Origin of the sequence: Burkholderia sp. ABCPW 111 (genome assembly GCF_000773065.1) — a bacterium.
GTDB lineage: Bacteria > Pseudomonadota > Gammaproteobacteria > Burkholderiales > Burkholderiaceae > Burkholderia > Burkholderia savannae.
On the sequence record NZ_JPWT01000090.1, the window covers coordinates 1 to 25,092 of the forward strand.

General features: G+C 70.3%; 20 protein-coding genes. 14 read left to right on the plus strand and 6 right to left on the minus strand.

Annotated features, from left to right (window positions below; all coding sequences use genetic code 11):
* Positions 1-270: 270 nt before the first annotated feature.
* The 6 genes from nagE to X946_RS21135 all read right to left on the minus strand — a co-directional run bounded on the left by nagE (position 271) and on the right by X946_RS21135 (position 9,284).
* Complete coding sequence (gene nagE, locus X946_RS21110; protein ID WP_038751531.1) at positions 271-2,064, minus strand: N-acetylglucosamine-specific PTS transporter subunit IIBC; 1,794 nt, start codon at positions 2,062-2,064, stop codon at positions 271-273.
* A gap of 104 nt (positions 2,065-2,168) precedes the next feature.
* Positions 2,169-4,781: a phosphoenolpyruvate--protein phosphotransferase gene (gene ptsP / locus X946_RS21115; RefSeq protein ID WP_038751533.1), complete on the minus strand. Its 2,613-nt coding sequence runs from the start codon at positions 4,779-4,781 to the stop codon at positions 2,169-2,171.
* 25 nt (positions 4,782-4,806) lie between these two features.
* Entirely contained in the window at positions 4,807-5,814 is a 1,008-nt protein-coding gene (locus tag X946_RS21120) for an SIS domain-containing protein (protein ID WP_038751536.1), read from the minus strand.
* On the minus strand, positions 5,807-6,910 hold the full coding sequence (gene nagA / locus X946_RS21125; protein ID WP_038751539.1) for an N-acetylglucosamine-6-phosphate deacetylase: 1,104 nt from the start codon (positions 6,908-6,910) through the stop codon (positions 5,807-5,809). The genes X946_RS21120 and nagA overlap by 8 nt, the downstream gene beginning before the upstream one ends.
* Before the next feature lie 100 nt (positions 6,911-7,010).
* Positions 7,011-7,745 (minus strand): GntR family transcriptional regulator, encoded by a 735-nt coding sequence (locus tag X946_RS21130; RefSeq protein WP_038751540.1) that lies wholly within the window; start codon positions 7,743-7,745, stop codon positions 7,011-7,013.
* A 615-nt stretch (positions 7,746-8,360) separates the two neighbouring features.
* The gene (locus X946_RS21135) at positions 8,361-9,284 is read right to left on the minus strand and encodes a LysR substrate-binding domain-containing protein (RefSeq protein WP_038751542.1); all 924 of its coding nucleotides are present in this window, start codon (positions 9,282-9,284) and stop codon (positions 8,361-8,363) included.
* 444 nt (positions 9,285-9,728) lie between these two features.
* Between X946_RS21135 and X946_RS21140 the strand changes: the two genes are divergently transcribed.
* From X946_RS21140 to X946_RS21205, 14 genes are all read left to right on the plus strand, one after another.
* Positions 9,729-11,495, plus strand: a complete 1,767-nt coding sequence (locus X946_RS21140; protein WP_038751544.1) for an AMP-binding protein — start codon at positions 9,729-9,731, stop codon at positions 11,493-11,495.
* Positions 11,496-11,575: 80 nt separating this feature from the next.
* The gene (locus X946_RS21145) at positions 11,576-12,652 is read left to right on the plus strand and encodes a hypothetical protein (RefSeq protein ID WP_038751545.1); all 1,077 of its coding nucleotides are present in this window, start codon (positions 11,576-11,578) and stop codon (positions 12,650-12,652) included.
* Between the two features lie 57 nt (positions 12,653-12,709).
* Positions 12,710-12,958: an acyl carrier protein gene (locus X946_RS21150; protein WP_038751547.1), complete on the plus strand. Its 249-nt coding sequence runs from the start codon at positions 12,710-12,712 to the stop codon at positions 12,956-12,958.
* A gap of 32 nt (positions 12,959-12,990) precedes the next feature.
* A complete protein-coding gene (locus tag X946_RS21155; protein WP_038751550.1) occupies positions 12,991-13,878 on the plus strand; it encodes a hypothetical protein in 888 nt (295 codons plus the stop codon).
* Positions 13,875-14,435 (plus strand): hypothetical protein, encoded by a 561-nt coding sequence (locus X946_RS21160; RefSeq protein WP_038751553.1) that lies wholly within the window; start codon positions 13,875-13,877, stop codon positions 14,433-14,435. Before X946_RS21155 ends, X946_RS21160 begins: the two co-directional genes overlap by 4 nt.
* 18 nt (positions 14,436-14,453) lie before the next feature.
* Positions 14,454-15,437: a ferritin-like domain-containing protein gene (locus X946_RS21165; protein WP_038751557.1), complete on the plus strand. Its 984-nt coding sequence runs from the start codon at positions 14,454-14,456 to the stop codon at positions 15,435-15,437.
* A 4-nt stretch (positions 15,438-15,441) separates the two neighbouring features.
* Positions 15,442-16,440: a 3-oxoacyl-ACP synthase gene (locus X946_RS21170; protein ID WP_038751560.1), complete on the plus strand. Its 999-nt coding sequence runs from the start codon at positions 15,442-15,444 to the stop codon at positions 16,438-16,440.
* Entirely contained in the window at positions 16,430-17,626 is a 1,197-nt protein-coding gene (locus X946_RS21175; RefSeq protein WP_038751563.1) for a PLP-dependent decarboxylase, read from the plus strand. Before X946_RS21170 ends, X946_RS21175 begins: the two co-directional genes overlap by 11 nt.
* Before the next feature lie 7 nt (positions 17,627-17,633).
* Complete coding sequence (locus X946_RS21180; RefSeq protein ID WP_038751565.1) at positions 17,634-19,193, plus strand: acyl-CoA ligase (AMP-forming), exosortase A system-associated; 1,560 nt, start codon at positions 17,634-17,636, stop codon at positions 19,191-19,193.
* A gap of 17 nt (positions 19,194-19,210) precedes the next feature.
* On the plus strand, positions 19,211-20,299 hold the full coding sequence (locus tag X946_RS21185) for a 3-oxoacyl-ACP synthase (RefSeq protein WP_038751568.1): 1,089 nt from the start codon (positions 19,211-19,213) through the stop codon (positions 20,297-20,299).
* The gene (locus X946_RS21190; RefSeq protein WP_038751571.1) at positions 20,296-22,167 is read left to right on the plus strand and encodes an acyl-CoA dehydrogenase; all 1,872 of its coding nucleotides are present in this window, start codon (positions 20,296-20,298) and stop codon (positions 22,165-22,167) included. Before X946_RS21185 ends, X946_RS21190 begins: the two co-directional genes overlap by 4 nt.
* A gap of 1 nt (position 22,168) precedes the next feature.
* Complete coding sequence (locus X946_RS21195; protein ID WP_038751574.1) at positions 22,169-23,320, plus strand: citrate/2-methylcitrate synthase; 1,152 nt, start codon at positions 22,169-22,171, stop codon at positions 23,318-23,320.
* 40 nt (positions 23,321-23,360) lie between these two features.
* Positions 23,361-24,026 carry a class I SAM-dependent methyltransferase gene (locus X946_RS21200; RefSeq protein ID WP_038751577.1) on the plus strand — a complete coding sequence of 222 codons (666 nt, stop codon included), beginning with the start codon at positions 23,361-23,363 and terminating at the stop codon, positions 24,024-24,026.
* Positions 24,023-25,090, plus strand: coding sequence for a TauD/TfdA family dioxygenase (locus X946_RS21205; protein WP_038751580.1), 1,068 nt, complete (start codon positions 24,023-24,025; stop codon positions 25,088-25,090). The genes X946_RS21200 and X946_RS21205 overlap by 4 nt, the downstream gene beginning before the upstream one ends.
* The last annotated feature ends 2 nt before the right edge of the window (positions 25,091-25,092 follow it).

Here is a 25,092-nt window from a genome sequence, read left to right on the forward strand (position 1 = left end):
GAGGTTCGAGGTTCGAGGTTCGAGGTTCGAGGTTCGAGGTTCGAGGTTCGAGGTTCGAGGTTCGAGGTTCGAGGTTCGAGGTTCGAGGTTCGAGGTGCGAGGTTCGAGGTGCGAGGTGCGCCTCCAACGTTCAACGCCCGAAGCGCGAAAACGACCCGCGCGAAACGCCGCGTCAAAGAAAAAACGGCTTGCGACAGCCGCAAGCCGTTTCCCGTATGGCGCGATCGAACCGAACCCGCGCCGCGGATTCGGCCGACCCACGTCGTCGCGTCAGGCGGGCTGCGCCGCCGCGCCGCCGTCCGTCGAAGGCAGGCGCACCGCCAGTTGCTGCGCGTAGCGCGCTGCCGCCGGGCCGCAAACGATGTGGAACGTGTCGCTCGCGACCCACGCGACGTCGAGCGTCGCGAGGCGCTGGCGATCGACCGCCGACGGATCGCGCACGACGACACGCAGGCGCGTCGCCGCGACCGCGTCGAGCGACGCGACGTTCGTCGCTCCGCCGAACACCGCGAGCCAGCGCGTCGGCTCCGGATCGAGCGGCCCCGCCTGCGCGCCAGCGGCCGATGCCGCAGCGCCGGTCGCGGCCGCGGCCGCCGACGCGGCAGCCGCCGGCGCGGCAGCCGCCGGCGCGGACGACGCCGCACCGCTGCCGAGCGTCGTGCGAATCTCGTCGGCGATGAGGTCCGCCTCCGGCCCGATGATCACCTGCACGCTGCTGCCGCCGCGCTTGAGCACGCCGCGCGCGCCGATCGTGCGCAGATCCGCTTCGGACACCTTGCCGGGATCGACGACGGACAGACGCAGGCGCGTCGTGCACGCGTCGACGACCGACAGGTTCGCCGCGCCGCCAAGCGCCGCGATGTAGCGCTGCGCGCGCGGCACGGCGGCGCCCGCCGTCGGCGCGACGAAGCCGCCCGACGCGAACGACTGCACTTGCGCGTCGGCGCCCGCCGGCTCGCGGCCCGGCGTCGCCATGTTGAACTTGCGGATGCAGAAGCGGAACAGGCCGTAGTACGCGGCGCCGTACGCAAGGCCGAGCGGAACCGCGATCCAGCCCTTCGTCGACAGCCCGTAGTTCAGCACGTAGTCGATCGCGCCCGCCGAGAACGTGAAGCCGAGCTTCACGCCGAGCAGCTGGCAGATCGCGAGCGACAAGCCCGTGAGCACCGCGTGGATCACGTACAGCACCGGCGCGAGGAACATGAAGCTGAATTCGATCGGCTCGGTCACGCCCGTCAGGAACGACGTGAGCGCCATCGAGAACAGCAGGCCGCCGACCACCGCGCGGCGCTCCTTCGGCGCTTCGTGGAACATCGCGAGGCACGCGGCCGGCAGGCCGAACATCATGATCGGGAAGAAGCCCGCCATGAAGCTGCCCGCGCTCGGATCGCCGGCGAAGAAGCGGTGCAGATCGCCCGTCACCGCCGCGCCGCCCGACGCCGGCGCGAACGTGCCGAACACGAACCAGACGAGCGAATTGATGATGTGGTGCAGCCCCGTGACGAGCAGCAGACGGTTCAGGAATCCGTAGACGAACGTGCCGATCGCGCCCGCCGTCAGCAGCCACTGGCCGACCGCGTCGATCGCGTGCTGAACCGGCTGCCACACGTAGCCGAACACGATGCCGAGCACGACGCACGCGAGCCCCGTGATGATCGGCACGAACCGCTTGCCGCCGAAGAACGCGAGGTAGTCCGGCAGCTTGATGTCCTTGTAGCGGTTGTACAGCAGCCCCGCGACGACGCCCGCGATGATCCCGGACAGCACGCCCATGTTCAGCTTCGGATCGATGTCCTTCATGATCGCGACTTCGATCAGATAGCCGATCGCGCCCGCGAGCGCCGCCACGCCGTTGTTATCCTTCGCGAAGCCGACCGCGACGCCGATCGCGAAGAGCAGCGGCAAGTTGTCGAAGATCGCGCCGCCCGCGTCGGCGATCATCTTGATGTTGAGCACGTCCTGCTGCCCGAGGCGCAGCAGGATGCCCGCCACCGGCAGCACCGCGATCGGCAGCATCAACGCCCTGCCCAGGCTCTGTATTTTCAGAAACGGATTCCCGTCCATTCGATCCTCCAATCCTTATCGTGTCTCGTCGTTGAATAATTGATCGGCTCTGTTGATTGAAACGCGCTTCGAACGCGCGCGATTGCCCGGACGGCGGACGTGCGTCAGTCCGCCGGCCAGATTTCGCGGCTTGCTGCCCTCACCGCCTGCGCCGATTCGAGCGCGAGCAGGTCTTGCGCGCGCTGTCGGCACAGCTGGTAATCGAGATGGCGCACCTGCGCCTTGATGCCCGGCACCGACCCCGGGTCCACCGACAATTCCGTCACGCCGAGGCCGACGAGCACCGGCACCGCGACCGGATCGCCGCCGAGCGCGCCGCACACGCCGACCCACTTGCCATGCTTCTGCGCGCCGCGCACGGTCGCGTCGACGAGCCGCAGCACGGCCGGATGCAGGCCGTCCGCCTGCGCCGCGAGATCCGCCTGGCAGCGGTCCATCGCGAGCGTGTATTGCGTGAGGTCGTTCGTGCCGATCGACAGGAAATCCGCGTGCTTCGCGAGCTGATCGGCGAGGAGCGCGGCCGACGGCACCTCGATCATCACGCCGACTTCGACGGCCTGCGCGCGGCCCATCGCGCGCGCGAAATCGTCGATGCGCTTCCTGATGCGCACGAGCTCGCCGACGTCCGTCACCATCGGCAACAGGATGCGCACCGAGCCGAACGGCTTCACCGCGAGAAGGCCCTGCAGCTGATCGTCGAGCAGATCGGGGCGCACCTGCGCGAGACGAATCCCGCGCAGGCCGAGCGCCGGGTTCGGCTCGGGCGGCAGCGTCAGGTAATCGACTTCCTTGTCCGCGCCGACGTCGAGCGTGCGGATGATCGCGGTGCGGCCTTGCAGCGCGTCGACGATCGATTGATAGCTCTGCTGATGCTCGGACGTCGTCGGCGCGGCCTGCCGATGGATGAACATCAGCTCGGTGCGCAGCAGGCCGATCGCGTCGGCGCCGTTGTCGACGGCGACGCGCGCGTCGTCGAGCGTCGCGATGTTCGCGGCGACTTCGATCTTGTGACCGTCGCGCGTGACCGCCGCTTCGCCCGACATCCGCCGGTTCGCCTCGCGCACGCCGGCAAGACGCTGCCGCTCGTGGCGCGCGCGCTCGACGTCGAGCGCGGTCGGCGCATATTCGAGGCGGCCCGCGCTCGCGTCGACGACGACCTGCGTGCGCTCCGGAATCGCATAGAGCGCGTCGCCCACCGCGACGAGCGCCGGAATGCCGAGCTGGCGCGCGATGATCGCCGCATGCGAGGTCGCGCCGCCGCGCGCCATCACGAGCGCCGTCACGCGCTCGCGATCGAGCGACGCCAAATCGGAAGGCGTGAACTCCTCCGCCGCGAGCACGGCTTCGGCGGGCAGCTCGCGCACGGTCGCGCTCCCGTAGCCGAGCGCGCGCAGCACGCGCTTGTCGATGTCGCGCAGATCGGCCGCGCGCTCGGCGAGGAGCGCGTCGTCGACATCGGCGAGCACGGCCGTCTGCGCGCGGATCGTCTCGCGCCACGCGAAGCCCGCGCTCTTGCCGAGGCTGATCAGATCGCGCGCGGCGTCGACAAGCGCCGGGTCCTCGAGCAGCACGCGATGCACGGCGAAGATGCCCGCTTCGCCGATCGCGCCGCGCTGCGACGCTTCGCGCACCGTCGCCTCGAGCTCGGCATCGACGGCGGCGAGCGCGCGGTCGAGCAGACGGCTCTCTGCCGCGGGCGTGCCGCTCGCGACCTCGGGCGGCGAGATGTCGGCGTCGTCCCCGCGCACGAGCGCGCCGACCGCGATGCCGGGCGCCGCGCACACGCCCGCGAGCGTGTTCGGATCGAGCGGCGCGCGCCCGATGCCCGTGACGACGGGCGCGGGCGACACGACGCGCGCCGGCTTCTCCTCGGCTTCGCCGTGCGTTTCGCGCAGCAGCTCGCTCGCCACCAGCTCGACCGCCTTCGCGGCGTCGCGGCCCGTGGCGACGAGCTCGACCGTCGCGTGCTCGCCCGCGCCGAGGCCGAGCAATCCGACGACGCTTTGCAGCGCCGCCTTGCGTCCTTCGAAATGCACTTCGACGTGCGCGTCGAGCCCGCGCGCCGCTTCCCGCGCGCGCGCGGCGGGCCGTGCGTGCAGGCCGCCCGGCTGCGTGAGCGTGATCGACTTGCGCGCGTCGGCGGCATCGGCCGAGCCCGCCGCGACACCCGCACCTGCACCCGCACCCGCGCCGGCGACTGCCCCCGCCGCCGCGCCGCGCGCACGCAGCGTGAGCAGCATCGTCTCGCCCGCCTTCACGACGCCCGCGCCCGCGCGCCCGACGACTTCGAACGCGTCCGAATTCGCGATCGCGATCACCGACACGAGGCTGTGCGCGGCGCGCGCGATCGCGTCCTGATCGAATTCGATCAGCAGATCGCCCGCCGCGACGCGCGCGCCTTCCGCGATCTTCGTCGAGAAACCGAGCCCGTTCAGCTCGACCGTGTCGATGCCGATGTGCAGCAGGATCTCCGCGCCGCCGTCGGCCGCGATCGTCACCGCGTGGCCCGTGCGCGCGACGTGCGACACGATGCCCGCGCACGGCGCGACGAGCCGGCCCTCGAGCGGATCGACGCCGATGCCGTCGCCGAACATGCCGCCCGCGAACACGGGATCGGGCACGTCGGCGAGCGGCACGACGGGGCCCGTCAAGGGAGAGACCAGCACGATCTGGTCGTGGGATGCATGCTTCAACTGTGACTCCTCGGCGCGTCTCATGGCTGTTTCGTCTCGTCGGTGATCGTCAGTGTGTTTCGGTGACTTTGTGCAGATGGCGCGGCGCATCGGGATCGCGGCCGCGTGCGGACGCGAGCTCGGCCGCCATCACGTAGAACGACAGGATCGCGGCGATCGGATCGAGCGCCGCGTGCGCGGTGCGCGCGAGCGGCAGCGTCGCATCGGGCATGCCCGCGGGCGCGGCGAGCAGCACGCGCGCGCCGCGTGCGCGCATGTCGCGCGCGAGCTGCAGCAGGCCCTCCTGCTCGGGCCCGGGCGGCGCGAACACGAGGAGCGGATAGTCGCGGTCGATCAGCTCCATCGGGCCGTGCCGCACTTCGGCGCTCGAGAACGCCTCGGCCTGGATGCCCGACGTTTCCTTCAGCTTGAGCGCCGCCTCCTGCGCGATCGCGAGGCCGAGCCCGCGGCCGATCACGATCATCCGCTCGACGTCGCGCAGCTCGCCGACGGCGCTCGACCAGTCGAGCCGGCCCGCCTGCTCGAGCGCGTCGGGCAGGCCGCGCAGCGCGGAGACGAGCGCGGCGTCGCGCTGCCAGAACGCGACGAGCTGCGCGGCGAGCGACAGCATCGCGATGTAGCTCTTCGTCGCGGCGACCGACAGCTCCGGGCCCGCGAGAAGCGGCAACGGGTGCTCGCACGCGTCGGCGAGCGGCGACGGCAGCACGTTGACCGCGGCGACGGTAAGCGCGCCCGCTTCACGCAGCGCCGTCATCGTGTTGACGAGATCCGGGCTCTTGCCCGATTGCGAGAACGCGAGCGCGAGCTGACCCTGCACCTTGAGGGGCGCCTGCTGCAGCGTCGCGACCGACATCGGCAGCGACGCGACGGGCACGCCGAGGCGGCTCATCGTCAGGCTCGCGAAGTAGCTCGCCGCGTGATCGGAGCTGCCGCGCGCGACGGTCAGCGCGACTTGCGGCGCGTGCGCGGCGAGATGAAGCGCGAGCGCCTCGACGCGGCGCGTGTCCGCGAGCTGCGCGGCGACGACGCGCGCCGACTCGCGCGCCTCGTTAAGCATATTCGACAATCGATTCTCCTTCGACGTAGGTCGCAGTCAGGTTCAGTTCGCGATCGAACACGACGAAGTCGGCCCACGCGCCGCGCTCGATGCGGCCGCGATCGGCGACGCCGAGGTAATCGGCCGCGTAGCGCGACATCCGGTTCGACACGTCGGCGATGGGCAGGCCGAGCGACACGAGATTGCGCAGCGCCTGGTCCATCGTCAGCGTGCTGCCGGCGAGCGTGCCGTCGGCCAGACGCACGCCGCCGAGGCACTTCGTCACGCGCTGGCTGCCGAGCCGGTATTCGCCGTCGGGCATGCCGGTGGCCGACGTGCTGTCGGTCACGACGTACAGCCGCGGAATCGCGCGCAGCGCCGCGCGGATCGCGCCCGGATGCACGTGCAGCAGGTCGGGAATGATCTCCGCGTACTCGGCGTGCGCGAGCGCCGCGCCGACGATGCCGGGATTGCGGTGATGCAGCGGCGACATCGCGTTGAACAGGTGCGTGAAGCCGCATGCGCCGTGCTTGAGCGCGGCGACCGCGTCGTCGTACGTGCCGAGCGAATGGCCGAGCTGCACGCGCACGCCGCGCGCGGCCATCTCCGAGATGATCTCGATGTGGCCGGCGATTTCCGGCGCGAGCGTGACGACGCGGATCGGCGCGATCGACAGGTACTTCAGCACCTCGTCGAGCACCGCGGACACCGCCGCGTCCGGCTGCGCGCCGAGCTTGCCGGGATTGATGTACGGGCCTTCTAGATGCACGCCGAGCACGCGCGAGCCGCCCGGCGTGCGCACGCGCGCGACGTCGCCGAGCTCCGCGACGACGCGCATCAGCTCGTCGCGCGGCGCGGTCATCGTCGTCGCGAGCAGGCTCGTCGTGCCGTAGCGCGCGTGCGTGCGCGCGATCGTCTCGATCGCGTCGCCGCCTTCCATCACGTCCGCGCCGCCCGCGCCGTGCACGTGCAGATCGATGAAGCCGGGCAGGACGTATTGCGCGTCGTTCTTCGACGGATCGGCCGCGTCGCCCGACAGCGCCGTGATCCGGCCGTTCTCGAACTCGAGCGAGCCGTGAATCCAGCCTTCGGAGGTCAGTATGTTTCCGGTCAGCATGACGTTCTCTGATATCTGGTGATGCGTATGGGATCGGTGCTGCTTACTGCTTGCGAGAGGGTTTGCGGGTCGTCCCGGCCGCCGCGGACAGTCTGTCGTGTCAGCGTTTCAGCTCGGCGACGAAATCGTAATAGTCGTCGCGGCAATAGGTTTCGGTCGCTTCGATCGCCCGCCGATCGGCGCCGTAACCGATCCGCGTGATGACGAGGAGCGCCGCGCCCGGCGCGAGGCCGAGCCACTGCGCGACGTCGGCCGATGCGTTCACCGCGCGAAAACGCTGCGACGCGCGCACCACCTCGACACCGTGCGACTGCAGGTAGTCGTACAGCGAGCCTTCGAGCGCCTGCGGCTCGGGCACGCAGGTCGCGGGCAGCGTCGAGCGCTCGTACGCCATCACGACGCCGTCCGCGCGCCGCAGCCGCTCGAGGCGCGCGACCGTCGCGCCGGGCGACAGGCCGAAGCGCGCGATCTCGTCGCGGCTCGCGGCGCACAGGCTGCGCGCGAGCCACACCGAATCGGGCGCGAACCCGCGCTGGCGCATCTTCGTCGTGAACCCGGCGAGCCGCGACAGCGGATCGGCGACGCGCGGCGTGATGAAGCTGCCCGCGCCGCGCACGCGGCGAATGAGGCCCTGCTCGACGAGGAGCGCGAGCGCACGGCGCGCCGTGATCCGCGACACGCCCGCCGCCGCCGACAGCCCGCGCTCCGACGGCAGCGCTTCGCCGGCGCGCCAGGCGCCGCCGCGAATCGCGCCGGCGAGATTGCGGGCGAGCTGCAAGTAGAGCGGGGTGTCGCTGCGAGCGTCCGGCGTCAGCGCCGACCAGCCGATATCCATAGGTCTCCGGGTGCGAAAACGGAAGGGCGTCGTCCGAAAGCGAGGCCATTATATAACCAAAATAATACCAGTCAATTTATCGCCGGCGGCCCGCCGGAAATCGCGGAAACGGTTGCCAGACAAGGGAGACGGCACGCTCAAACCCTTTATTTACAAAGCGTTTTGGGCTAGGTATTTACCCGATGGCGTGAAGCCTCGTTGACGTGCGTCAGATGCGCCAACCGGTTTGGGAAGCCGTTCGATTGAGACCGAAATAGAACCAGTCATCCGTACTGGTATGTACGGCGGACGCCGCTCGCGGCCCGCGTCGGATGATGTCGTCGCGCGGCGAAAGCGGAGCGGCGCATCGGCGATTCCCGCGACGATCCGGGCCCTGCCTCGTGGGCCGACGCGCGGCCCGGGTGCCCGGGCGAAGCGAAACGAAGGAGGAGGACGAATGGAGGAAGCCGCGAGCGGCGCGACGTGTGCGACCTGTGCGGCGTGTGCGACATGCGCCGTATCGGACTCACGGGGCGGCGAGCGTGACGGACGCTTCCCGCGGCAAGCGGGCGCGCCGGAGGGCCGCGAGCCGCCGCGAGCCGGCCGCAACGCTCGGCAGCGTGCGGCGCGCCTCGGTCACTCGACGCCGACCGCGCTCTCGATACGCTGCGTCACGTGCGCCTTGTGCCATTCGACGAACGAGCGCGCGGCAAGCGACAGTCCCGCCTCGCGCCACATCAGCACCAGCTCGATCAACGCCGAATCGTCGATGAGCGGCACGTATGCGACGCCCGGCTTGCGCAGCGTCGAGACGGCCGAGGGCACGATCGCGACGCCGCGTCCCGCCGCGACGAGCGCGATCATCGTCGTCATCTGCGACGCGCTCGGCCCGCGCCGCGGCGTGAAGCCCGCCGCCGCGCAAAGGTCGAACGCCTTGCGGTCGAGCGTCGAGCCGTAGCCCGGCGGAAACAGCACGAACGGCTCGTCCGCGAGACGATCGACGGACAGCGACGCCTCGTCCGCCAGCCCGCATTCTTCGGACACCGCGACGACGAGCGTCTCGGCCGCGATCGTCTTGACCCTGCATCCCTCGTAGTCGTCGATGGAATTCTTCCAGCCGATGCCGATGTCGAGCAGGCCCTCCTTGATGCTGCGGCTCTGCTGCGCGGAAGAAGCCTCGACGAGCGACAGCTCGATGTCCGGAAACGAGCGCGCGAAATTGCGGATCAGCGTGCCGAACGCATCGCAAAGCGGCACCGAGCTCGTGTAGCCCAGCGCGACCTTGCCTTCCTTGCCGAGCGCCGCGCGCTGCGACGCGGCCTCCGCGCGATGCACCGCGTCGAGCACGTCGCGTGCGTGCGGAAGAAACAGTTCGCCTTCGGCGGTGAGCTTCACCGAGCGCGTCGAGCGATCGAACAGGCGCAAACCGAGTTCGCCTTCGAGCGCGGAAATGTGTCGCGTGAGCGGCGGCTGCGCGAGATGCAGCCGCTGCGCCGCCTTGCCGAAATGAAGCTCCTCGGCGACGACGATGAAATAGCGCAAACGTCGTAGATCGATCATCTTTTCGTTCCAAGTATCAATCTGTCGCAATTCGGTATTGGCATTAATCAGCCTTATTGGGCGAGACTACGCCTCGTCAACAGTTATCGATATTTCAGAAATTCGACAACCATTTATACCTTAATTTTCGCTAGACGTTTGTACAGTTTTCTTAGCGTGTCCGTTACGCACGATAATTCGCCTCCGGCGATCGAAACCTGCCCACTATGCAGCCGGATCGGCCTTCCAGCGCGGTTTTATTGCGATCGACACAACGCCGCCCACCATTCCGGCAGCGAATGTTTCATTGACCGAAATTCGCCGCCACGCGTGTCGCAAATGAAATTCGGACCCGACATTTCATTTTTGTATGGAAATTGTCAGGAAAACAGGCCAATAAGCCAAACAATCCGAATTAATTATTGCAAATCGAGTTTTAGCGGATTTTTAATAAAGGGGCAGTCAATGCGCGATTCCTCGTCGCTGATCGACAAGCTGTTGGCTCCGCTCGGAGAGGGGCGGATCTGCCGCGCGCACGGCATCGGCACGCTCGACGAGAGCGGCATCGAGCACGTGCTGTCCTATCGTCAACTGAGCGAGGCGGGCTTGCGCATGAGCGCCGCGTTGAACGCGCTCGGCGCGCGCGCGGGCGATCTCGCCCTCCTCGCGCTGCCCGCGACGAACGACTATCTCGCGCTGCTCGTCGGCTGCGTGCTGTCGGGCGTCGTGCCGTGCACGGTGCCCGCGCCGCTCAAGCGCGCGAACGGCGCGAGCCCGCAAGTGCTCGAGGTCGCCTGCCAGCTCTATCGTCCGACGTTCGTGTTCACCGCATCCGCGCACGTCGCCGAACTCGAGGCGCAACTGCGCGGCACGGGCGCGCGCGTGATCGACGTCGGCATCCTCCGCGCCGCGTCGACGGGCGCCGAGCCGCGCCTCGCGCCGCGCGGCCGCGACGATACGCACCACATTCAACTGACGTCCGGTTCGACGTCGCATCCGAAGGCGGCGATCATCAGCCACCGCAACGTCGAGAGCAACATCGCGGGCATCGCGAACGCGTGCGGCTACAGCAAGCAAGCCGCCGACAACACCGTGATCTGGCTGCCGCTGCATCACGACATGGGCCTCGTGAGCCTGCTGCTGCATCTGTACTACGGGACGTCGCTGCGGCTGATGCCGTCGATGAGCTTCGTGCGCAACCCGCTCGGCTGGCTCAAGCGCATCGCGCACACGCGCTCGACGATCGCCGTCGCGCCGACCTTCGCGCTGCGCTACTGCGTGCGCCGCTTCAACGCGGCGGCGATGGAGGACGCCGACTTCAGTCATCTGCGCACGTTCCTCGTCGGCGCGGAACGGGTCGACCGCGCGACGCTCGCCGATTTCGCCGCGACGTTCACGCCGTACGGCTTCCATGCGTCGGCGCTGCAGCCCTGCTACGGCATGGCGGAAGCGACGCTCGCCGTCACGTTGCACCGCTCGATCGACGCGCCGGCGACTCGGGCGTTCGCGCACGTGATCGCCGATCGCATCGACACCGCGGCGCTCGCGCAGCATCACCGCGCGACGCCCGTGCCCGACGGCCACGCCGGCGCGACCGACACGCTGCTCGCCGTCGGCGCGCCGCTCGACCAGATGGCCTACGAAATCCGCGATGCGCAGGGCCGCGCCGTCGCCGAACGCGACACGGGCGAGATCTTCATACGCGGCGCATCGGTCATGCAGGGCTACCTGCCGAGTGCCGACGCCCCCGCGCCGCAACCGTTCGACGCGCACGGCTGGTTCGCGACGGGCGACATCGGCTACGTGAGCGGCGGCCAGCTCTTCATCCTCGGCCGCAAGAAGGAAATCATCATCATTCGCGGAACCAACTACTTCCCGCACGAGATCGAGGAGACGATCGACGGCCATCCGGCCGTCTACAAGGGCGCGTGCATCGCCGTCGGCATCCACGACGAAACGCAGGGCACCGAGAACCTCGTCGTCCTCGTCGAGGCGCATGCGAATCGCGTCAACAGCGATTCGCGCGCCGAGTTGCAGACGCGCATGCAGCAGCGGCTCGGCTATTGCGCGCAACGCATTGCGTTCGTCGAGCCGGGCGCGTTGCCGCGCACGACGAGCGGCAAGCCGCAACGGCTGAAGGCGCGCGCGATGTTCATGAGCGGCGAGCTGCGCGAAATCGCGCCGCCGCCGTCGCGCCTGCCCGGCGTCGAGCGCCTCGCCCCGCAGCCATGACGGCCGCCGCCTCGCGATCCTCCCTCTCGCGCGCCGCCCACATACGACGTTCATCAACGCATGCCCGAACCCGATTGCCCATGATGCTCGACACCCTGCCCGACACGCATTCGCACCTCGACGCCGCCGATCTGCCGGCGCTCGCCGCGCAACCGATCCGCGACCGCCTCGAAGCGTTCGGCGCGCTGCCCGCGCCGCTCGACGCGCTGCTGCGCGCGAGCGCGACGCGCCTGCTCGACAGCGACATGATCATCGCGCAGCCGCGCACCCCGGCCGAGCCGGCCGACGCCGCGCGCGCGACCACGCCGCTGCGCTACGAGCAATCGGCCGAGACCGAGGCCACGCTCGAGCGAATCGCGCGCGAGGGCTTCGCCCCGCACTTCAAGCCGTTCATGCGCGGCTTCTCGCGCGTGATGTCGACGCTCTTTCTCACGCCGGAGCAGGACGCGAAGGTCGAGGCGCACCGCGCGGCCGGCCACCATCTGCGCTTTCTGATGAGCGACGGCGGCGGCCCCGCGCTCGCGGGCTGGCGCTCGACCGTGCGCGGCGAAAACGGCCGCACGGTGCTGGCGATCGACAAGGTGTGGGGCATCGAGGCGCATCGCGAAAGCATCGGGCTCGTGGCCGTGCGCGCGCCGGGCGCGTTCATGCCGGCCGCCTATCTCGTGTGGCCCGAGCAGTACCGCACGCTCGAGCGCGCCGCATGCGGCGAGCCGTTCCTCGAAGGCGGCCTGCAGCTCGGCAACGTGCGCGGCGAAGTCGAGACGACGCCCGAGGATCGCCTGCGCATCGGCGGCCCGAACGTGTTCAACAAGTATCTGACGATCGTGCGCCCCTATTTCGTGCGCGCGCTGATGGCGCACGTCGGCTGGCTCGCGCGCGCAGACCGGCTCGCGCTGTCGCCCGCGCACGAATCGGTCTGGCGGTTCGTCGCGCAAGGCGCGCGCACGCAGTCGCGCTCGACCGTGTACGGCGCCGACAGCGTGCAGCGCGTGCTCGCGCTCAAGTTCGCCGCGAACGAGCTGCTCGGCGAGCTGGTGCGCCAGGGCGCGGTGCGCCGCTTCGACGATCAGCGCGACCTGCTCGCGCTGTCGAAGATGGAAGGCAGCGCATACCGCTGCTACTACGAAATCCGGATGGGCGCGAAACGCGCCTGATCCGTCGTTCATCGTTGTTTCGCCGTGTTGTCTCTCTACTCGAAAAAGGAAACCGTCATGAGCACGCCCGCCACTGAAACGCTGCCCCTTCTCGCACGCGAGGTCGCGAAGATCCTGAACGTCGAGGCCGTCGAAACCAACGTCGGCATCGGCGAGCTCGGAATCGACTCGCTGAACATCGTCGAGCTGATCGTCTTTTGCGAGCAGCTGTACGGCTCGATCGATCCCGAAGCGCTGAACATCACGCAATACACGACGCTCGCGCAGCTCGACGCCGAACTGCGCGCGTCGCAGACGGCCGCCTGACGCGCGGCGCGAAAGCAGCACACGAGGCCGCGATGATCGAGCTCGCCCCCATTCCGGAACCCGCCGCGACGACGCTGACCGCCGCGCGCCTGCAGGTGCGCGCGCTCGCCTACCGGCGCGTCGCGGCGCCCGCCGCGGGCGGCGTCGACGACCTGCTGGACGCCGCCGCGCGGCTTGGCCGCCTGCTCGGGCGCGAGGCGCTGGCGTGCGCCGGTTCCGCGCGCGCGGGCGACGCGATCGACGACTACGTGGTGTGCTCGACGATCCTGTCCGGCCTGCTGATGGACGACTCGCCGCATCATGCCGCGTTCGCCCGCGCGATCGCATCGCACGGGCCGCGCGCCGCGGACTGGCTCACGCACGGCTACGAGTGCGCGAGCTGGGGCTACGTGTTGCGCGAGACGCTCGGCAAGGCGATGCATACCGGCACGCGACGGCTGCTGCTGCAGATCGTCGACGTCGACATCCATCGCTTCAGCTACTGGCTGAGCCATCCGCAATGGGGCGCATCCGGCTTCGGCATCTGCACGCTCGCGCTCGACGTCGCGCCGGGTGCCGACTGGCCGCTGCATCTGGGCGCGGCGCCGCCCGCGCACGCGCTCGCGATGCTGGGCCGCGCGCTTGCCGCGTTCGGCCGCGCACGGCCGGGCACGCCTGTCGCGCCGCCGTTCTTCAAGGAGGCGTCGCGCCGCGCGCTGCTCAAGTGCCTGGGCGACGCGCCCGTGCACCCGGACGGCCACGCACGCTTCGGCCACGCGTTCGGCAGCGACCCATGGATCTCGCTGCTGCTGCATCGCTGCGCGCCCGGCGCGCCGGCCGCGGCGCGTGCGATCGTCGGCTCGCTCGCGCTCAACGGCTACTTCGCGATCGCCGAGATCGCGTACGGCGCCGACGCACGCTTTCGCCTGGACCCGGCATGACGCACTTCGCCACTCGCCGCTACCGGCTCGAACGCGCGCCCCGCGCACCCGTGCTCGTGCGCGCGTCGAGCTACGGCATCCCCGCTGCCACCACCGACGACTACGCGCGCCTCGCCGCGTATCAGCCGGATTCGACCGCCCCCGTGCTGCTCGACCACACGCAGTACGCGCGCTTCATGTCGGAGCTCGTCGACGCGCTGTGGCAGGCGCTCGGCGCCGATACGCGCGTGTACGTCCGGTTCCGGATGCCGTACAACGGCGCGCTGCCCGCGAACCTGCTCGATCCGCGCGTGCTGATCGGCAGCGGGCTCGGCTCGCAGATGGCGTTCTGGTCGCGCGTCGAGGCTCGGCCCGGCATAGGCATCGTCGACCGAATCCGCCGCGATCTCGACTACCCGGGCGACAACACGCTCGCCTTCGCCAGCGCGAGCGAGGAGCGGCTCGACACGCTGGAGGCCGCGCTGTTGCGCGACTGGCCGCGCTACGCGGTGCGGCTCGCGCGCGCCGACGGCGGCGCGGCCCGCCGCCCGGTCCGACCGGACGCCCGTTTTGCCTAACCGAACATGGAAGCCACTATGCAACCGTACGAAGACGCCGCCCGCGGCCATCGCTGGTCGATGCCCGTCGACGCGCTGATGATGAGCGACTACGAATATCGCGAGACCGCGCTGACGAACCTGTATCACAAGGCCAAGGCCGCCCAGTGGGACGTCAACCGCGACATCGACTGGAACGTGACGCTGAACCCCGACAACCCGCTCGGGATGCCCGACGGCATGCTGCTCGTGTTCGGCACCGATCTGTGGCACAAGCTCGGCGCCGCCGAGCGCGCGGAGATGCGCCACCACTGGCAGGGGTGGCTGCTGTCGCAGATCCTGCATGGCGAGCAGGCGGCGCTCATCTGCGCGTCGAAGCTCGCGAGCGCCGAGGAAAGCCTGTCCGCGCGCCTGTGCGCGGCGGCGCAGATCATGGACGAGGCGCGCCACGTCGAAGCGTACGCGAAGCTCGTCAACGAGAAGATCAGCGTGCGCTATCCGATGAGCCGCTCGCTCGAAGGGCTGCTGAAGGACACCGTCACGTCGAGCGCGCTCGACATCACGAACCTCGGGATGCAGGTGCTCGTCGAGGGGATCGCGCTGTCGACGTTCCAGACCGTCGTCGCGTTCAGCACCGATCCGTTCGTCAAGGATCTGTTCGCGCGCATCCAGCGCGACGAGGCGCGCCACTTCGCGGTCGGCCGGCTCACGCTCGCCCGCGTGTATTCGGACATGACGTCGGCCGAGCTGAAGGAGCGCGAGGAGTTCGTGAGCGAAGGCGCGTCGGTGCTGTACGAGCACCTGTGCGCGGACGACATCTGGGAGCCGCTCGGCTATTCGAAGCAGGCGTGCGCGCAGATGGTGCGCGAATCCGAGGTGTCGCGCGCGCTGCGCCGCTCGATCTTCCGCCGCCTCGTGCCGACGATCCGCGAGATCGGCCTGCTGACGCCGCGCGTGCGCCGGACCTTCGAGCAGCTCGACGTGATCGACTACGAAGACATGCCGCTCGCGATGGACCTGTGACGCCATGCGCCAAGATCAAGCGAACCACTGGATCGGCATCGACGCCGCCGCATACGAGCTGCCCGACGCGGCGATCGACATCGACGCATGGGCGGCCCGCCATGCGTGGCCGCGCGCGCAGGTCGACGCGATCCTCGAATCGGGCTGCCGCTTCTTCCATGCCGCGCCGCAGACGAGCGAAGTCGAGCTCGCGTCGCGCGCGGTCGGCGCGCTCGTCGACGCGACGGGCATCGCGCCGTCGTCGATCGATCTGATGGTGCACGTGCACACGCAGACTTTCAGCATGCCCGCACCGCCGCGCAGCCTGCTCTACGAAGTCGCGCACGCGCACGGCATCCGGCCGCTATGGAGCGGATCGATCGCGCAGTTGAACTGCGCGTCGATCGCCGCGGCGATCCGCATGATCGACGCGCTGTTCGCCGCGTATCCGCAGGCGCAGTCGGCGCTCGTCGTGTCGGCCGACCGCGCGTACGACGAAGCGACCCGCCTGCGCCAGTTCTCCGGCATCCAGGGCGACGGCGCCGCATGCCTGCTCGTGACCCGCAACAGCCGCCGCAATCGCGTCGGCGGCATCGCGCTGCGCAACCAGGCCGCGTGGTATCCGGGCTCCGACTCGGCGAAGGAAGTCGAGCGCACGATGATTTCGACCGAATGGCTGCATACGCACCGAATCGTCGACGCCGCGTGCGCGCTGACGGGCCGGCCGATCACGGGCTACGAGCGCATCCTGCCGATCAACACGGATCTGCGCGGCTGGCATGCGCTCTGCCGCGCGCTGCGCGTGCCCACCGAGCGGCTGTTCGGCGAGAACGTCGCGCGCTGCGGCCACGTGTGCTGCTCCGATTTCGCCATCAATCTCGCCGACGACGGCCTCGCCGCGCTCGACGCGGGCCTGCACGTGATGGGCGTCATGCAGTCGAACGTCGGCGCGTTCGCCGCCGTCGCGCTGCATCCGCTCGCCGCCGATTCGTCGTCCACTCCCCCCGAGGCCTATGAACATTGACACGATCGGAACCGCGCCGCGCGCCGCGGCCGACGCCGACCACGCCGACTGGCTCGAAGGGCTCGACACGCCCTGCTACGTGTTCGACCCGCAAAGCGTGCTCGCGAGCTACGCCGCGTTGCGCGCGGCGCTCGGCACGCGCGTCGTCGTGTCGCTGAAGGCGAACTCGCACGCGGATCTGTTCCTGCGCTGCGCGCACGCGTTCGAAGACGGCATCGAGCTCGCGAGCCAGGGCGAGCTCGACACCGTCGTCGGGCGCGGCAAGCACGTGAAGTACCTGAACAACCCGGCGATGGGCGACGCGCTAATGCGCGCGGGCATCGCGTCGCGCTGCCACTTCATCCTCGACGGGCCGGACATGGTGCGCCGCTTCGTCGCGCTCGCGTCCGGCAAGGAGACCGAGGACGTGATGCTGCGGATCAACGCGGGCGCGCTGCTCGGCGCGCATGCGCCGAAGTCGCTGCGCGACCATTTCGGCATGACGCCCGCGGAGGCGCTCGGCATGGCGAACCTCCTCACTCAGGCGGGCCGCCGCGTGGCCGGCCTGCACACGTTCGTCGGCTCGGGCAACTTCCGCGCCGGGCCGACGAAGGGCGGCGACGCGGATTCGGCCGATCTCGCATGGGCGCTCGCACAGCTCGCCGAGCAGATCGAATCGCTCGTGCGCGCGCCCGTCACGCATCTGAACCTCGGCGGCGGTTTTTCCGAGAAAGGCCATGACGACGCGACCTTCGAGCGCTATCGCGCGCGCATCGCGCCGCTCGCGAAACGCTACACGCTCGTTCACGAAGCGGGCCGCGCGATCTTCGCGAACGCGGGCGTGTTCGTCACGCGCGTGCGCGCCGTCAAGGTCTGGGACGACCGCGTGATCGCCGTGTGCGACGGCGGCATGAGCCACAACTTCCTGCTCGCGAAGACGGAGGCGGTCCTGAAAACCTGGGAGGCGCCGACGCTCGTGCCGGCCAGCCCCGCCGACGCGCATCGCGCGCCGAACGCGCTGCCGGTCACGTTCGTCGGCAACACCTGCAACCGCGCCGACGTGATCGGCCGGCTCGAGCGTCATCCGCGGCTGCCGCAGCCGGGCGACTTCGTCGTGTTCTCGCAGTGCGGCGCCTATCACCACTCGTACACCGTGAGCGGCTTCCTGTCCCACAAGCCGGCTCAGGTCTATATCCGTCAGGCATGAGAGCGCCATGAATCCGCACATCCGACTCGTCGATCTTCTCTACTCCGCCGCGACGCAGCGGCCCGACGGCATCGCGATCGCCGATCCGCGGCGGCGCGTGCGCTACGCGCAGCTCGCGGCCGACGTGCGCCGCGTCGCCGCCGCGCTCGCCGCGTCCGGCATCGAGCCGGGCGAGCGCGTCGCGACCTACGCGCCGAAAGCGTACGAAACGATCGTGACGATGCTCGCCGCGAATCTCGCGGGCGCGATCATCGTGCCGATCAATCCGCAGCTGCGCGACCATCAGGTGCTGCACATCCTCGCCGACAGCGGCGCGCGCCTGCTCGTCACCACCGCGCCGCGCCTCGCGCGGCTCGCGGCGCGGCCGGCCGCGCTCGTCTGCTGGCGGGTCGACGACGTCGCCGCGCTGCCCGACGCGAACGACTACGCGGGCCACGCGCTCGCCGTCGATTCCGATCCGGCCGCGATCCTCTATACGTCCGGGTCGACCGGGCGCCCGAAGGGCGTCGTGCTGTCGCACCGCAATCTGACGGCGGGCGCCGAGAGCGTCGCCGCCTACCAGCGGCTCGCACACGACGACGTGATCCTCGGCGCGCTGCCGCTCAGCTTCGACGCGGGCCTGAGCCAGCTGACGAGCGCGCTCGCCGCGCACGCGTGCTACGCGCCGCTCGACTTCCTGCGCGCCGAAGAAGTGCCCGCGTGGTGCGCGCAGGTCGGCGTCACGTCGATCACCGGCGTGCCGCCGTTGTGGATGCAGCTCGCCGCGCTCGCGTGGCCCGACGGCCCGCGCCTTGCCGTGCGCCGCTTCGCGAACACGGGCGGCACGATGCCGGCGCCGCTCCTCGAACGGCTGCGGCGGGTCTTTCCGAACGCCGCGCCGTATCTGATGTACGGCCTCACCGAGGCGTTCCGCTCGACGTACCTGCCGCCCGACGAGGCGGCGGCGCGCCCCGGCTCGATCGGCAAGGCCGTGCCGAACGCGCAGATCCTCGTGCTGCGCGCCGACGGCAGCGAGTGCGACGCCGACGAGCCGGGCGAGCTCGTGCATCGCGGCGCGTTCGTGACGCTCGGCTACTGGAACGCGCCCGAGCTCACCGCGCAGCGCTTCCGGCCGCTGCCGCACGCGCGCCATCCCGTCTCGCTCGCCGACGTCGCGGTGTGGTCCGGCGACATCGTGAAGCGCGACGCGGACGGCTTTCTCTACTTCGTGTCGCGCGCCGACGAGATGATCAAGACGTCCGGCTATCGCGTGAGCCCGACCGAGATCGAAGAGATCCTGTTCGAGTGCGCGCAGACGCTCGAAGCCGTCGCGTTCGGCGTGCCGCATCCGACGCTCGGCCAGGCGATCGTCGCATGCGTGTACGGCCGCGGCGATCCCGCGCAATGCCGGCAGGCGCTGATGCAGGCGTGCCGCGCGCGGCTGCCGTCGTACATGGTGCCGCAGCACATCGACGTCGCCGGCGCGCCGCTGCCGCGCAACCCCAACGGCAAGATCGACAGGCCGCTGCTGAAAAGCGGCCACCTGTCGCGTTTCGACGTCGAGCCGCGCGCGGCCGCGCTCGGCTGAATCAGGTGACCAAGACCATGCTCACGATCCATCACACCGCCATCCGGCAGCCGTCCCGCCAAACGGTCGACGCGGCGCAGGCGGCCGGCCGCTATCGCTACGACGGCCGGCTCACGCCGAGCGCGATCCGCTTCGCGATGCCGTACGAACGGCTCGACTACGACGCGGACGCGTTCGCGCATCTGTCGCGCTCCACGCCCGCGTCGCTGCCCGTCGAGACGGACGGGCTGACGCTGTCGGATCTCGCGCTCGCGGCCGTGCGCGACGTCGTCGACGCGGCGGGCCCGAGCGCGCGCGAGTCGATCTCGCACATCGTCGTCGCGCAGGCGTCGCTCAACGAGCAGGCGGGCGAATCCGTCGCCGGCCGGATGCAGCATGCGCTCGAACTGAAGCACGTCGTGCCGTTCGCGCTCGGCCAGTGCGGCACGCTCGGCTTCTATACGGCGCTGCCGCTCGCGAGCGGCCTGCTGCGGCACGGCGGCCGGATGCTGTTCGTCGCCGCGGACAAATGGGTATATCCGTTTCTGCGCGCGTACGGCGACTTCGTCGCATACGGCGACGGCGCCGCCGCGCTCCTGCTGAGCGACACCGATGCGGACGACGGCGGCGGCAGCGCCGAAAGAGACGGCGAAAGCGACGGCGGAGAAGGCAGCGGCAGCAACGGCGGCGCGCGCGTGCTCGGCCACGCGCTCGCACACGGCGACGCGATCGCCGATCCGTGGGCGCGGCGGCCCGCCGAGCTCGAACGCGCGCTGATCGCGCCGACCGTCGACGCGGCGCGCGCGGCGCTCGGCGACGCGGGCGTCGACGCCGCGCAAATCGACTGCTTCGCGCCGAGCGGCTTCGGCTCGTCGTTTCGCACGGCGCTCGCGCACGCGCTCGCGATTCCCCCTTCGCGTCTGCAAACGCGCGACGGCGCCGAGCATCTGTCCACCGCCGATACGCCGCGCGCGCTCGCGCGGGCGCAGGCGTCGCTCGCGCCCGGCGAGCGGCGGCTCGCGCTCTTTTGCGACACCGCGCTCGCGGGCGGTGCCGGCGCGCTCGTTGCCGAGCTGCGCGGCGCGCACGCGGCGCCTCCGTCCACCCGAACCCGGTATCCGTCATGAGCGCCTATCAAGTCAGCCTGCGCGAACTGCGCTTCTTTCTCTGGGAACTGTTCGACGCCGAAACGGCGTTCCTCTCGCACGCGCCGTACCGAACGCACGACCGCGCTTACTACGACCGCCTCCTCGAGCGCGCGCGCGACTTCGCGCTCGAGATCGGCGAGAGCTATCGCGCGAGCGACATCGAATCGTGCTCGCTGCGCGAGGACGGCACGGTGCGCATCCCCGCCGATTTCCACGCGCTGTGGCCGCGCTTTCGCGACGAATGGGCGGGCCTGCTGTTCGACCGCCACTCGACCGAAGCGGGCGACGCGCCGCACGCGGACGTGCCGATGGTCGTCAAGCAAGTGGTGTTCGAAATGCTGATGGGCGCGAACCCGTCGTTCATGACGTACGGCGGCTTCACGCATCCGGCCTGCAAGCTGCTGACGCTGCACGGCACGCCCGGGCAGAAGGCGCTGCGCAAGCCGCTCTTGCGCTACGACTGGGACGCATGCTTCTGCGCGACCGAGCCGCAGGCGGGCTCCGACATGACGGCCGTGCGCACGGCCGCGACGCCGCTCGGCGACGACGTCTACGCGGTGACGGGCGAGAAGGTCTACATCTCGGCCGGCATGCACGACCTGACCGAGAACACGCTGTATTTCGTTCTCGGCCGCATCGGCTCGACGGCGCCCGGCTCGTTCTCGCTGTCGTGCCTGATCGTGCCGCGCTTCTGGCGCAACGAGGCGACGGGCGAGCTCGAACCGAATCACGTCGAATGCGTCGCGGTGCCGCGCAAGATGGGATTGAACGGCTGCGCGAACACGCATCTCGTGTTCGGCCGAAGCGGCACGACGCGCGCGCATCTGCTCGGCAACCGCAGGAACGTCGGCCTGCTGCAGCTCGTGCCGCTGATGAACCAGGCGCGCATGGGCACGGGGCTATTCGGAATCGGCGTCGCGTCGAGCGCGTATCTGCAGTCCGTGTCGTACGCGCGCCGCCGCGTGCAGGGCCGGCGGATCGACGCCGCGTCGGACGCCGCCGCGCCGCGCGTGCGCATCGTCGAGCACGGCGACGTGCAGCGGATGCTGCTCGACATGAAGGCGCGCGTCGAAGGATGCCGCGGCCTGCTCGGCAAGCTGACCGCGGCCGCGACGCGCGCGGCGATCCTCGAGGCGACGCCCGGCGCGGACCCGGCCGATATCGAGCGCGAGCGCAAGCTGCAACTGCTGCTCACGCCGATCTGCAAGGCGTTCATCTCCGATCAGGCGTGGCGCATCTGCGAGACCGCGATCCAGGTGCACGGCGGCGTCGGCTACACGGACGCGAGCCCCGTCGAGCAGAACGCGCGCGACGTGAAGATCCTGTCGATCTGGGAAGGCACGAACTACATCCAGGCGCAGGATCTCGTGCGCGAGAAGCTCGGCTTCGGCCGCAAGCCGCTGTTGCTGCGCTATTTCCGCGACGCGCTCGATGCGGGCCTTTCGCGCATCGAGCCCGATGCGCCCGAATCGTTCGCCGGGTGGTTCGCGCAGCTGCGCGACGCCGCCGACGCGCTCGAGCGCGCGCTCGCCTCGATCGCGCGCGCGGTGCAGGACGGCCACATGCACGCGAGCAGCCAGGTCTACACGCGCTTTCTCGAGATGTTCGGGCTCGTCGCGTCGGCATGGTCGCTGCTCGAAGCTGCTTGCGTCTCCGAGCGCCGCCTCGCGCAGGGCGCGGTCGCGGCCGACGCCGCGCAAGCCGCGTTCTATCGCGGCAAGGTGAAGGCCGCCCGCTACTGCTTCGCGAACCTGCTTCCGCTCGCCGCCCAGCACGCCGCCGCGATCGATGCGCTGCCGGACATCGCGTGCGCGATCACCGCCGAAGAACTCGCCGAGGTCGAATGACATGGGACTCGCACCTGAGCTGCTGAAACGGCCGGCCACCCGCTATCGCGGCACCGACATCGACGGCGTGACCCTCGATCCCGAAGGACTATGGGTGCGCGAGCGCAACCTGAACGATCTGATCGGCGCGGTCTCGTTCGAGGACGCGCTCTGGCACCTGTGGTTCGAGCGGCTGCCCACGCCGTCCGAAAGCGCGGCGCTGCGCGCGCGGCTCGCGCAGTACGGCGTGCGCTTCGCGCACGGCAACCTGTCGACGGCCGCCGCCGCGAGCGTCGCGCAAACGGGCGTGGAGATGGTATTCGCCGCCGCGACCGGCTTGCTGCGCGACATCGAGCGGCCGCCGTTCGACGACGCCGTCGCGGCCGGCTGGGGCGCGGATTTCGACACGCTGCTCGGCTGCCTCGCGGGCGCGCCGTACCTGATGCGCGCGGCGCTCGGCCAATCAGGCGTCGACGATCCCGGCACGAGCCACGCGGCGCGCGTGCTGCGCGCGGCAGGCGCGAGCGGCGCCGGCTCGCCGCACGCCGAGCGCGTAATCGACGCGCTCCTCGTCGCGTGGCACGGCGGCTTCGGCTACGTGACGCCGACCGTGCTCGTGCCGCGCTGCGCGATCGGCACCGGCGTATCGCTGTCGCAAGCGATCGCGGCGGGCTTCATGTCGAGCGGCCCGAATCACGTCGGCGCCGCGCGCAACGCGATGCAGTGGCTGCTCGCCGTCGCGCGGCGGATCGACGAGGAACCGGCCGGGCTCGACGCCGCCGTGCGGCACGCGATCGATCGCGTGCTCGACGAATCCGGCGCGCTGCTCGCGGGCTTCGGCCATCCGCTCTTCGAAGCGGACCCGCGCCCGCCGCGCATTCGCGCGCTCTTCGCGGAGTGGGGCTTCGGCGGGCGCTACGTCGACATGTTCGACGTGGCGTGCGACCAGGCGCTGCGACGCAAGAGCCTGAAGCCGAACATCGATTTCGCGACGGGCGCGGCGCTCCTCGACCTCGGCATCGCCGAGCCGCAATGGGGAATCGGCGTCGGCCTGAGCGCGCGGATCGCCGCAATGGCCGCGCACGCGGTCGAACGCCGCCGCCGGCCCGCGTTCGGCGCGAACAGCGCGACCGCCCGCCGGATGCTCGCGGCCGTCCCCGTGGGCTGGCTGTAGCGCCCTTTCTCAACCGCTGGCGATTCAAGGAGAGTCCGACATGCTGCTCAAGAATCTGCGCCCCGCCGACGATTACGATCGCTTCGCGACCGAGGCGCTCGCGCCGTGGGACGCGCTGTTCATCGCGCGCATCCGCGACCTCGCACGCGCGCTGCCGCCCGGCACGCTCGCCGACATCGGCACGGCCACGGCCGTCGTGCCGGTGCGGCTCGCGGCCGACCCGTCGATGGCGCACTGGCGCTTCGTCGGCGTCGATCTCGATCCCGCGATGCTCGACGAAGGCGTGCCGCGCATCGCGCGGCTCGGCCTCGCGGAGCGCGTCGAGCTGAAGATCGGCGACGCGCTCGCGCTGCCGTTCGACGACGCGTCGCTCGCGATGGCCGTCAGCCGCGCGACGCTGCATCACCTGCCGGACAAGGCGCTGAGCCTGACCGAGATGTTCCGCGCGCTGCGCCCGGGCGGCGTCGGCGTCGTGCACGACATGCGCCGCGACGCGCCGCCCGCGCTGCTCGAGCGCTTCACGCAGATGCGCGCGGCCGCGAACTATCCGCCGACGCATCTCGAGGAAAAGCTCACGCTCGCCGAGGCGCGCGCGCTCGTCGCGGCCGCCGGCCTCGCCGGCCACGCAAGCGTGACGAGCCCGCCGTTCGGCCTGGGCGCGCTCGGCTTCGAGATTCTGCTCACCAAACCGGGGCTGCCGTCATGAGCGAGATCCAGGATTCGATCACCTTCCAGAACGCGTCGGCGCTGAAGGCGCAGGCGCGGCTCGACCCCGGCGTGCTGTGCGGCTTCAGGAGCGAACGCACGCTGCTGCCGCTCGTCATCACGCCGCACGACGGCGGCGCGCTCGCCGCCGAGCGCGCCGCGGCGCTCGCGTGGTTCGACGCGCATCGCGCGGACTTCGACGCACTGCTGCTCGAGCACGGCGGCCTCCTGCTGCGCGGCTTCGCGGTGCCGGACACGCACGCGTTCCGCGCGATGACCGATCTCTATGCGCCGCACGCGTTCGGCTACATCGCGGGCGCGTCGCCGCGCAAGGCGATCGACGGCAACGTCTACGAATCGACGCAGCTGCCCGCGCCGTTCAAGCTGAGCCTGCATCAGGAGAAGGCGTACATGTCGCGCTATCCGCGACTCATCTCGTTCTACTGCCGGCAGGCCGCGCCCGTCGGCGGGGAGACGCCGCTGTCGGACATGCGCGCCGTCACGCGCCGCCTGCCCGCGCGCACGCTCGAGCGGTTCCGCAGCAAGGGCGTGATGTACCGGCGCAATTTCTCGGCGAAGCCGATGCCCACGCACTTCAACCAGTTCTACCGGCGCTGGCAGGACGCGTTCATGACCGACGAGCGCGCCGAGGTCGAATCGCTGTGCCGCGCGACGCAGCTCGAATTCGAGTGGCTGCCGGACGGCAGCATCACGGTCACGCATGTCGGCCCGGCGACGGTCGCGCATCCGCGCACGGGCGAGGAGGTCTGGTTCAACCACGCGAGCACGCAGCACATCAACGCGCGCGTCGTGCATCCGACCATCCTGCGCGCGCTACAATCGTTCTACAAGACACGCGCCGCGCTGCCGTACGACATCCGCTACGGCGACGGATCGCCGATGCCCGCCGAGGACCTCGATCCCGTCTACGACGCGATCGACGCCGAGGAAACCGCGTTTCGCTGGCACGAGCAGGACGTGCTGCTGCTTGACAACATCCTCGTCGCGCACGGGCGCAACCCGTTCAGCGGCCCGCGCGACATCCAGGTCGCGATGATGGATTGAAT

Coding starts and splice junctions, on each gene's coding strand:
- nagE (WP_038751531.1), bottom strand. CDS start 2,064: ATGGACGGGAATCCGTTTCTGAAAATACAGAGCCTGGGCAGGGCGTTG.
- ptsP (WP_038751533.1), bottom strand. CDS start 4,781: ATGAGACGCGCCGAGGAGTCACAGTTGAAGCATGCATCCCACGACCAG.
- X946_RS21120 (WP_038751536.1), bottom strand. CDS start 5,814: ATGCTTAACGAGGCGCGCGAGTCGGCGCGCGTCGTCGCCGCGCAGCTC.
- nagA (WP_038751539.1), bottom strand. CDS start 6,910: ATGCTGACCGGAAACATACTGACCTCCGAAGGCTGGATTCACGGCTCG.
- X946_RS21130 (WP_038751540.1), bottom strand. CDS start 7,745: ATGGATATCGGCTGGTCGGCGCTGACGCCGGACGCTCGCAGCGACACC.
- X946_RS21135 (WP_038751542.1), bottom strand. CDS start 9,284: ATGATCGATCTACGACGTTTGCGCTATTTCATCGTCGTCGCCGAGGAG.
- X946_RS21140 (WP_038751544.1), top strand. CDS start 9,729: ATGCGCGATTCCTCGTCGCTGATCGACAAGCTGTTGGCTCCGCTCGGA.
- X946_RS21145 (WP_038751545.1), top strand. CDS start 11,576: ATGATGCTCGACACCCTGCCCGACACGCATTCGCACCTCGACGCCGCC.
- X946_RS21150 (WP_038751547.1), top strand. CDS start 12,710: ATGAGCACGCCCGCCACTGAAACGCTGCCCCTTCTCGCACGCGAGGTC.
- X946_RS21155 (WP_038751550.1), top strand. CDS start 12,991: ATGATCGAGCTCGCCCCCATTCCGGAACCCGCCGCGACGACGCTGACC.
- X946_RS21160 (WP_038751553.1), top strand. CDS start 13,875: ATGACGCACTTCGCCACTCGCCGCTACCGGCTCGAACGCGCGCCCCGC.
- X946_RS21165 (WP_038751557.1), top strand. CDS start 14,454: ATGCAACCGTACGAAGACGCCGCCCGCGGCCATCGCTGGTCGATGCCC.
- X946_RS21170 (WP_038751560.1), top strand. CDS start 15,442: ATGCGCCAAGATCAAGCGAACCACTGGATCGGCATCGACGCCGCCGCA.
- X946_RS21175 (WP_038751563.1), top strand. CDS start 16,430: ATGAACATTGACACGATCGGAACCGCGCCGCGCGCCGCGGCCGACGCC.
- X946_RS21180 (WP_038751565.1), top strand. CDS start 17,634: ATGAATCCGCACATCCGACTCGTCGATCTTCTCTACTCCGCCGCGACG.
- X946_RS21185 (WP_038751568.1), top strand. CDS start 19,211: ATGCTCACGATCCATCACACCGCCATCCGGCAGCCGTCCCGCCAAACG.
- X946_RS21190 (WP_038751571.1), top strand. CDS start 20,296: ATGAGCGCCTATCAAGTCAGCCTGCGCGAACTGCGCTTCTTTCTCTGG.
- X946_RS21195 (WP_038751574.1), top strand. CDS start 22,169: ATGGGACTCGCACCTGAGCTGCTGAAACGGCCGGCCACCCGCTATCGC.
- X946_RS21200 (WP_038751577.1), top strand. CDS start 23,361: ATGCTGCTCAAGAATCTGCGCCCCGCCGACGATTACGATCGCTTCGCG.
- X946_RS21205 (WP_038751580.1), top strand. CDS start 24,023: ATGAGCGAGATCCAGGATTCGATCACCTTCCAGAACGCGTCGGCGCTG.